The organism is Hydrogenophaga aromaticivorans, from assembly GCF_013387465.1.
GTDB classification, from domain to species: Bacteria; Pseudomonadota; Gammaproteobacteria; order Burkholderiales; family Burkholderiaceae_C; genus Hydrogenophaga; species Hydrogenophaga aromaticivorans.
On the sequence record NZ_VYGV01000013.1, the window covers coordinates 65,136 to 73,828 of the forward strand.

Here is an 8,693-nt window from a genome sequence, read left to right on the forward strand (position 1 = left end):
CAACACGCGCCACGGCCGCGCGCCCAGCGTGGCCGCGGCCTGCGCGTAGCTGGCGGGCAGGCTGTCGAGCGCGGCGGTGAGCGACTTGGCCACGAAGGGGTAGGCCAGCAGCGCGTAGGCCGCAACCAGCAAGACCAGGCTCGCGGTCCAGTCCGGGTAGAGCAGCAACAGGCCGAACGCGACCGTGACCGGCGAGACCACAAAGGGCAGGAAGGCCGCCGCGCGCCAGGCCAGCGCCAGCACACCGCGCGCCTCGCTGGCGTGGCGCTGCAGGCTCGCCACGTCCAGCGCGCGCACAGCCAGCGCGTGCGTGAGGCCGAGCGCGGTGGCCAGGGTCAACGCCAGGGCGGTGAAGCGCAGCGTGTTCCAGAGGGCCGCGTGCGTGTCGGCTTCGAACAGCACGGCCGCGCCCTGCCCGCCCAGCAGCGCCTGCGTTGCGCGCCAGACGATGGCCAGCAGCGGCGCGGCACACACCACGAACAGCACCGCCAGCGCGGCCCCCACTGACACCCACTGCGCCCCGCTGCGAGGTCGTTGGCGCAGCACCGGCGACACGCGGCCGGGCGCTGCGAGCCGCTTCTCCAGCCAGGCGTAGGCCAGCGCCGCGGCGCCGGTCAGCAGCAGCATCCAGACCGCCAGCACGCCCGCCTGGCCCAGTTCCAGCTCGTGCGCCACCAGGGTGTAGATCTCGACCTCCACCGTCGCGTAGTCCTGTCCGCCCAGGATCAGCGCGAGGCCGAAGCCGGCAAAGCAGTAGAGGAACACCAGGCACAGCGCCGACGCCAGCCAGGGCGCGATCGCCGGCCACTCCACGCGCCAGAAGGCGCGCCAGGGCGTGGCACCCAGCGTGCGTGCGGCGGCCACCCGAGGCGCGCTCACCTGTTCCAGCGCGTCCACGCCGGCGCGCACCACCACGCAGAGGTTGAAGAACAGGTTGCCGTAAAGCAGCAGCCAGGGCGTGTCCACCAGCTCGATGCCGGCCCCGGCCAGCGGCGCACCCAGCAGACCGCGCGGCCCCCAGAGCGCCAGCACGCCGAGCGCCGCCACCAGCGTGGGCACCACGAAGGGCAGCATCAGCAGGCGCAGCACCAGCGCGCGGCCCGGGAACTCCAGCCGCGCCAGCACCCAGGCCACGGGCAGGCCGAGCACCAGGGCCAGCACACAGGTGATCGCCGCCTGGGCCAGGGACCACAACACGCGCCAGCGCAGGTAGTCGTCCTGCCAGACATCGAGCCAGCGCAGCGGCTCGCCACCGGACCATTCCCCCGCGCCCAAGCCCTCGGCCAGCAGCCGCACGACCGGCGCCACCAGCAGCAGCGCCAGAAAGGCCAGCGGCAGCGCGGGCAGCAGCCAGCGGGATCTCAATCCATGCATGAATGCGCTGAACCCAGGCACTCGGCCGGAGCACGTGCCCCGACCAGGGCACCCGTGGAACCGGCTTTGCCGGGCCACCAGGTGCGCCCCCCTTCCAGGGGGGAAGCCGCACAGCGGCGCAGGGGGGTCATCACTTCAGGACCACCTTGGTCCAGCGCTGCAGCCAGGTCTTGGCCTTGCTGCTCATGTCGGTGGCGCTGGGGTTGTCAAACGAAGCTGGCTCACTCGCGTGCGCCTTCATCACGTCCACACGCGCCGAGCCTGCTTCGGCCGGGAACATCCACATCGTGGTCTGCAGCGCCTGCTGGGCCGGGGCCGAGCGCAGGAACTCGATGAACTTGGCGGCGGCATCGCGCGCGGCCGGGTTGCCACCTTTGACCAGCGCCACGCCCTCGACCTGGCGGAACACACCGCCCTTGAGGAACAGGTTGGCGGTGGGCGAGACGCTGAGTTTTTCCTTGGCGTAGAACACCTCGGCCGCCGGGCTGCTGGCGTAGCTGACGACGATGGGCCGTGTGCCACCGTTGCGCGTGAACTCGGTGTAGTAGGCCTCGGTCCAGCCCTTGACCACCTTCACGCCGTTGCCGCGCATCTGGCCCCACCATTGGAACGCGGCCTCTTCGCCCAGGCCGGCGATGGTGGCGAACACGAAGGCCTGGCCGGGGCTGGACGTGGCCGGGTTCTGCACCACGAGCAGTTTGGCGTAGGCGGGTTTGGCGAGGTCTTCGAGCGAGGTCGGCAGCGCCAGGCCTTTGCTGGAGAACCAGGCCTTGTCGACGTTGAGGTTCACGAAGCCGTAGTCCACCGGGACCACGCCCGAGACCACACCGGTCTTGTCGGCGCCTTCGGCCATGGCCGCGGCCGAAGCGCGCTGGGCGGCGGGACCGGTGTAGGGATCGATCACACCCGCGGCGAGCGCGCGCGGCAGCAGCGTGTTGTCGATGCCGTAGACCACGTCGGCGATGGGTTTGGCTTTGGTGAGGATCAGTTTGTTGACCATCTCGCCGGCGTCACCCGCCTTGACGATCTGCAACTTCACGCCCGCGTCTTTCTCGAACTGCGCCAGCAGCTCCTTGGGCAGATCGAACGAACCGTGTGTCAGCACGCGCAGCGGCACCGCCTGCGCCCAGACCGCGGGCGTTGCGCCCAGGGCCGCGAGGGAAATCGAAACCAGTGCCGCAGAAAAAAACCGCCGTTGCATGTGAAGCCGCCTTGTCGAAAAAACGCCACGGGAAGCGCCTGACAGGGACGGCTCGCATCCATCGGCGACCGGCTGCTCACGCTCCCTACGCTGGCACAACCCAGATCAGGTGAGAGGGGTATTTCTCAGCCGCTGCTCGCGTCGTTGCGCGCCCGGCACCCCCGGTGAAGCTGCGGATTGTAGAGCGGGGCGGTGCGTGGCGGGGACCCGATCCTCAGATCCGCACGGGCGCCGGGGTCTGCGGCGCTGACGCCACGTGCTGGCTCGCCTGGGCCTGTTCGTTCACCGCCGGTGTGGTCTCGCGCGGCTGCGCCGCCTGCGCCAGATGCGCTTCGGTGCCGCGTGCGAGCGCCGGGGCGATGGGCATTTCGCTCAGGATGCGCCCCTCGTGCACGACCCCCAGACGCTGCCCGTCCTTGCTCACCAGGAAGCGCTCGGGCTCGCCCTGGCCCACGCGCGCGCAGTGCGCCACCGCTGCGGCACAAACCTGGCTGATCTGCGTGGGGGTCAAGCCCTGGCGCTGCAGCGCTTCGCTCGTCTGCCGATAGGCCTGTGAGAACTGCGCCTGCTGCCCCGGGCTCAGCGCGGGAGCGGATTCGGGCGCCGGCTTCCGGGGTTCGGCATGGGCCATTCGGGTCTGCTCATGCCCGCTGGGTGGCGCGCCTTCCCGCATGGCCACGGTTTCGGTCTTGATGGGTTGGCCCTCCGCATCGAATTCGGTGACCCGGGCCGGCTGTGCGCGACGGCCGTTCATCTCGATCAAGGTGCGCTGGCCGCGCTTGTCGTAGTGGTCGATCTCGACGTCGCCCGTGCGGGTGTTGACACCGATGTGCTCCATGCTGCCGTCTTCGTGCCGGATGTGAAACCGGTCGAACGGCGAAACATCGTCGCTGGTCGCCACGCAGCTGGCCTTGATCACCGGCGATCCGCCCAGCTTGGCAAACAGCTGGCGCGCTTCGGGCGGCACCCGGGCGAAATCGGCATGGCCTTCGGGAATGCGGTAGCGGCCCTGGGCATTCACCGACAGCCCTTGCTGGGCGTTGAACAGGGCCTGGTTGGCGTGATCCTGGCCCATGATGGCTCCCGCCACCAGCGTGCCGCTGCCGCTGAGCATCAGCGCGGTCTTGAGGAAGTTGGGCACGGACGGGCCCGGCAAGACGGTGGGCTCCTGCCCCATGCGGCGACTGAGGTACTGGCCCTGCCACACCCCTTCGTAGTTGTAGGTGGCGATGTCGTTGGGCGTGCGCACGTCGTGCACCTGCCGGCCTGAGGCCTGGTAGCGCGCCAGCGCCGCGTCATAACCACCCACGTCCTTGTAGTAGTCGCCACGGATGGTTTCGCGGGCGATGGGCAGGCTGTTGTAGACGTACGCGTCGATGTTGTTCCGCAGCGCGAAGCTCTGCGTCATGCCGCCACCCAGGCTGTGGCCGGTGGCAGCGAAACGGTAGTCTTTGTAGCGCTCGTCGTTCTTGAGGGCCTCGAAAGCCCGTTGCGCCTGTTCCTGGATCTTGGCGAACTCGCTGGCGCCGGCATTGCCCAGGTCGGACTTCCAGTTGCTCCAGGCGTCGGAGCCTTTGAAGTCGAAAGTGATTTCGTGGGTTTCGCGATTGATGGAAACCTTGAACTGGTTCTCCAGCTGGCCGTCCGCGTTGTGCTGGGTGTTCCAGCCTTCAGGGCTGCCAGGCAACAAGCGGCCTTCGGCATCCTGTCGGGCAACGGGCCAATCGGCCGGAAGCTCTTCCCCCGGCTCAGCATGCTTCCACGAAACGGGATACTTGGCGACCTTCTCCGCTTCGAGGATGTCTTTGTGTTCATAGGCCCAATAGGCCAAACGCATGCCGATAGCCGCATCAAGCGGATTGAAGGCTTGTAGGGCTTGGTTCGGGAATCTGTGGTCCATGAGCGCCGCTCACTCGTACAGCCACTCGTCTTGGGGCATGAGGCAGTTTCTGTGAATGGACTCCCAGACCTTCTGCCGTTCCGGGTCGCGCAACAAGGTGCGACTGCCATCGCTGTTGTAGCGGTAGTAGCCGTCTCTGAAAGTGGGCCAAATTTCATAGGCAATGGAGTAATACGCCACCTGAGGCTTGCCCATATCAAGCACCAACCGCCTGACACTGCATTGCTGATGAACCAACGGCAAGAGCTTCGCCAACCCCTGTTCCCACTTGCTCAGGTCTTTACCTGGTCCATGGCTGTGATCCAGTTGCCCTGGCAGCTCGTCATCCGACGCCACCTGCAACGCCAGCAGGATCTTCGCGTCCATCGACCCCTTGGCCGCGGCCTTCTCGAACAGCGCCGTGATGGCCTTCGGGTCGGTGACGTCGTGGATCCAGCCGTCCGAATTCGCCAGCGCGTAGTAGTAGTCCCCCAGCGGATCGCCGCGCGCCTGCAGGTCCTGCATGTGCTTGCGCAGGATGCCGGTCTGCTTGTCGAAGTCGCGCTGCTGGCTGCTGATGTGCGCCGGGTCAACGGCTTGCGCCGCCGTCGAGCAGCCGGTCTGCACCAGCCCCGCCAGCAGGCACAGGCTCAAGGTGGTGATCCATCGATCTGGTCGTGTCATGTGTGTTCGCTCCCTGCAATATGCCGGTGAAATATACATCGAAAGATTTCATTACACGGCGCATCCACCCCCTGTGTTACCGTGGTTCGGGCCGCAGCCACTGCGCGGCCCACCCGCGAGATTGCCTCCTCGGCCCCGCATGCCCCTGCCCATGGTGCCCATGGAAGCGCTGTGCCCGTTCGACCAGAACCGTTTCACACCGCACACGCACCATGAAAAGAACACCCCATGCCCGGCTACGAGGTCCGTCAACAGACCGTCAACATCGGTGGATTGGATTACGACGTCCGCTCCCTGCTCGACAACCAGCAATACGCTGACCCGTTAGGCAGCGCCGAAGACGCGGGCATGGGCGCCTCGGGCTGGCCGCTGTTTGGCCAGGTCTGGCCGTCAGCGCGCGTGCTCGCACTGGCCATGCACAGCCACGCCATCGAAGGCAAACGCATCCTGGAGATCGGCGCCGGCCTGGCGCTGGCCAGCCTGGTGATCCACCGCCGCGCAGGCGATGTGACCGTGACCGACTGGCATCCGCTGACCGAGACCTTCCTGCAGGAAAACCTGCTCGCCAACGGCCTGGGCCCGCTGCCCTACCAGCCCGGCAACTGGGCGCTCGACGACGCCAGCGGCGCCAGCGGGCTGGGCCGCTTCGACCTCATCATCGGCAGCGACGTGCTCTACGAACGCCAGCAGCCGGCCCAGCTCGCGCGTTTCATCGACCAGCACGCGACGCTGCACGCCGAAATCATCATCGTGGACCCGGACCGCAGCAACCGCAGCGCCTTCTGCCGCGAGATGGCCGCCCTGGGTTACCGCCTGACCATGCGCACGGCCGACAAGACGCTGGAAGGCGGCGAGACCTACAAGGGCCGCTTCCTCACGTTCCGGCGCTGAGAGCACGGAGCCCGAAAGCACTTCCGGAAAACAAAAAAAGGTCCGCAACGGACCTTTTTCAGGGTGCCGACCCGGAGGCCGGCAGAACAGCCGATCAGCCGCCCTTGTTGGAGCGCTTGCCGGGGTTCTTCTTCGAGCGGGTGGCCACGCCACGTTCCAGACTCACACGCTGACCGCGGCCAGGGCTGACCAGGGTCATGCCTGCGATGGGCGTGGGACGGGGGGTGGCTTTGCGGTCGGCTTCGGTGACGATTTTGTTGCCCATGTCGGTTCCAGAGAGAAAAGTTGAAAACCCCTTATTAGGCCACAGGCGCGGCCCGGGCCTGGCGCCGGCGGACGGGCGGATCGGCCTCGCCGGCCCGCCAGCCCCCGGGACCGGTCAGAAGCCGGTGTGCCAGCCGCTGTCGGTGGACAGCGCCTCGGTGCGGTGCACCGGCATCTGCCAGCCGTTCTGCGGATTCACCTGGGCCGAGATGTCGATGACCGGCGCCTGCGCCTGCACGCCGCCAAAGATGGTGGCGAACGAGGCATCGGCCGCATCGCGCCCGGTACCGATGCGCACGAAACCCATGGGAATCGCGGTGCCGGAAGGGTCGAACAGGTACCAGCGGTGGCCGAGGTAGACCTCGACGTAGGCATGGAAATCGGTCGGGCCCAGGGCCGGATCGGCGCCGAAGTCGATCGCGGTGGTGAAGCGCGCCGGGATGTTGAGCGCGCGGCACATCGTGATCATGAGGTGGGCGAAATCGCGGCAGACGCCCTTGTGGTCGTTCAGGGTGTCCAGCGCCGAGGTCATGGAGTTGCTGGTGTTGGACTGGAACTTGACCTGGCTCTGCACCCAGTCCTTGATCGCCAGCACGCGGCCATAGCCCTGCGGCATCTGCCCGAACAGCGAGTTGGCCAGCGCGGTCACGCAGTCCGACTGGCAGTAGCGGCTGGGGTAGATGTAGACCAGCGCGTCGGTCGGCAGCTGGGCCACCGGGGTCTCGAACACGGTTTCGGGCGCGGCGACGTGGTGCCGGATGTCCAGCGTGGCGCGGTAGCGCACCTGCAACGGGCCCGCGCCGGCGGTCAGGCGCAGGGTGCGGTTGCGCGTGGCGGCGTCGGTGTGCATGACCAGCGGCACCGGCTGGCTGACCTGCAGTTCTTCCCAGACCACGGTCTGCTGCGGCGAGAGCGCCGCCTGGATGTTGAAGATGAAGTCCGCCGAGGGCGGGTTGACCGTGTAGTTCAGGTCGATGGCGAGGTGGATGCGGACCATGGGGATCACCGTAAAAAAGGGTTGGGGCTGCTGGTGCAGCGCGGCAGCGCCGTTGTGCGCTGGGGGGACGGTGAGCTCCAGTTGACAGAGAAAGAATCTTACGCGCGCGGCCCTCGGGCTTCGGTGCGATGCCGCACCTACCGGACCGCCTGCGCATGCCCCGGCAAACTCGCCGGGCCGGCGGATGGGCTTAAGCTCAAACCCATGCGCGCGCTGCTGACCACCTTCTCATTGCAAGAACTGCGCCACCATCCGTGGCGCACCGCCTCGGCCGTGGTGGCGGTGATGCTGGGTGTGGCGCTGGCGTTTGCGGTGCAGCTGATCAACGCCTCGGCGCTGGCCGAGTTCTCCAGCGCGGTGAGCGCCGTCAACGGCCAGCCCGACCTGGAGCTGCGCGCGCGCCAGGGCGCGCTGGACGACGCGCTGCTGGAGCGTGTGGCGGCGCACCCCGATGTGGCGCTGGCCAGCCCGGTGCTCGAATGGCCCACCGCCGTGCTGCTGCCCGGCGACCGCAAGCTGCCGGTGAAGATCGTCGGCGTGGACGCCTTGGTGGTGGCCCGGATTTCGCCCGCGCTCATGCCGGTGCTGGCGCGCCAGGACGACGGCGGTGCGGCCCGGCGGCTGGACATCTTTGCCCCCGATGCGGTGTTCCTCAACCCCGCCGCCCGCGAAGCGCTGGCCCGGGATGGCGCGGCCCTTCACCGGCTGCAGGTGCAGACCGGCCTGCGCCTGCAGACCCTGCGCGTGGCCGGCACGGTGAACGCCCCGGGTGCGGCGCTGCTGGTGATGGACGTGGCCGCCGCGCAGCACCTGACGGACCGCGTGGGCACGCTCAGCCGCATCGACCTGCGCCTGGCCCCGGGCGCCCGGCCCGACGCCGTGCTCGCCGCGCTGGACCTGCCGCCCAGCGTGATCGCGCAACGCCCCGAGCAGGCGGGAGAACGCGCCAGCAACCTGTCGCGCGCCTACCGCGTCAACCTTACGGTGCTGGCGCTGGTGGCCCTGTTCACCGGCGCCTTCCTGGTCTTCTCCATGCTCTCGCTCTCGGTGGCGCGGCGCCAGCAGCAGTTCGCGCTGCTGGGCGTGCTCGGCCTCTCGGCGCCGGAGCGGCTGCGCCTGGTGCTGGCCGAATCGGCGCTGCTGGGCCTGATCGGCAGCGCGCTCGGCATCGCGCTGGGCACGGCGCTGGCCGCGCTGGCGCTGCGCGTGCTCGGCGGTGACCTGGGCGGTGGTTATTTTTCGGTTCCCCTTTGTAAAATTTGATCGTAAAGATGACCCCGCCGTTGGGACCACTTGCGACCATTTGCTGCACGACGCCAGCCCCGAAAATCCGGTGGACCACTCGGGAGCCCACCTTGATATCACTTTCACCTATAAGCTTGAGATCCACCTTGCCTGTTGGC

General features: G+C 68.1%; 7 protein-coding genes, 1 pseudogene and 1 riboswitch. Of the genes and pseudogenes, 2 read left to right on the forward strand and 6 right to left on the reverse strand.

Translation table 11 applies throughout. The features are described from left to right. From F3K02_RS15200 to F3K02_RS15215, 4 genes are all read right to left on the reverse strand, one after another. The coding region (locus F3K02_RS15200) for an ABC transporter permease (RefSeq protein ID WP_246309512.1) at window positions 1–1,374 on the reverse strand (1,374 nt) is incomplete at its 3' end. Between the two features lie 130 nt (window positions 1,375–1,504). Further along, the gene (locus F3K02_RS15205; RefSeq protein ID WP_177136475.1) at window positions 1,505–2,575 is read right to left on the reverse strand and encodes a thiamine ABC transporter substrate-binding protein; all 1,071 of its coding nucleotides are present in this window, start codon (window positions 2,573–2,575) and stop codon (window positions 1,505–1,507) included. Window positions 2,576–2,639: 64 nt separating this feature from the next. After that, window positions 2,640–2,748: riboswitch (TPP riboswitch) on the reverse strand. A 41-nt stretch (window positions 2,749–2,789) separates the two neighbouring features. Continuing rightward, complete coding sequence (locus F3K02_RS15210) at window positions 2,790–4,412, reverse strand: Tle-like phospholipase domain-containing protein (protein ID WP_177136476.1); 1,623 nt, start codon at window positions 4,410–4,412, stop codon at window positions 2,790–2,792. 72 nt (window positions 4,413–4,484) lie between these two features. Then, a complete protein-coding gene (locus tag F3K02_RS15215; RefSeq protein WP_177136477.1) occupies window positions 4,485–5,138 on the reverse strand; it encodes a hypothetical protein in 654 nt (217 codons plus the stop codon). A gap of 228 nt (window positions 5,139–5,366) precedes the next feature. Between F3K02_RS15215 and F3K02_RS15220 the strand changes: the two genes are divergently transcribed. Further along, window positions 5,367–6,029: a class I SAM-dependent methyltransferase gene (locus F3K02_RS15220; protein ID WP_177136478.1), complete on the forward strand. Its 663-nt coding sequence runs from the start codon at window positions 5,367–5,369 to the stop codon at window positions 6,027–6,029. Window positions 6,030–6,123: 94 nt separating this feature from the next. On the opposite strand, the gene F3K02_RS15225 is transcribed toward F3K02_RS15220, so the two are convergent. After that, a complete protein-coding gene (locus F3K02_RS15225) occupies window positions 6,124–6,294 on the reverse strand; it encodes a hypothetical protein (RefSeq protein WP_177136479.1) in 171 nt (56 codons plus the stop codon). A 114-nt stretch (window positions 6,295–6,408) separates the two neighbouring features. After that, window positions 6,409–7,290: a transglutaminase-like domain-containing protein gene (locus tag F3K02_RS15230; protein WP_177136480.1), complete on the reverse strand. Its 882-nt coding sequence runs from the start codon at window positions 7,288–7,290 to the stop codon at window positions 6,409–6,411. Between the two features lie 204 nt (window positions 7,291–7,494). Between F3K02_RS15230 and F3K02_RS15235 the strand changes: the two are divergent. Then, a pseudogene (locus F3K02_RS15235) lies at window positions 7,495–8,529 on the forward strand (ABC transporter permease); the annotation flags it as partial. Between the last annotated feature and the right edge of the window lie 164 nt (window positions 8,530–8,693).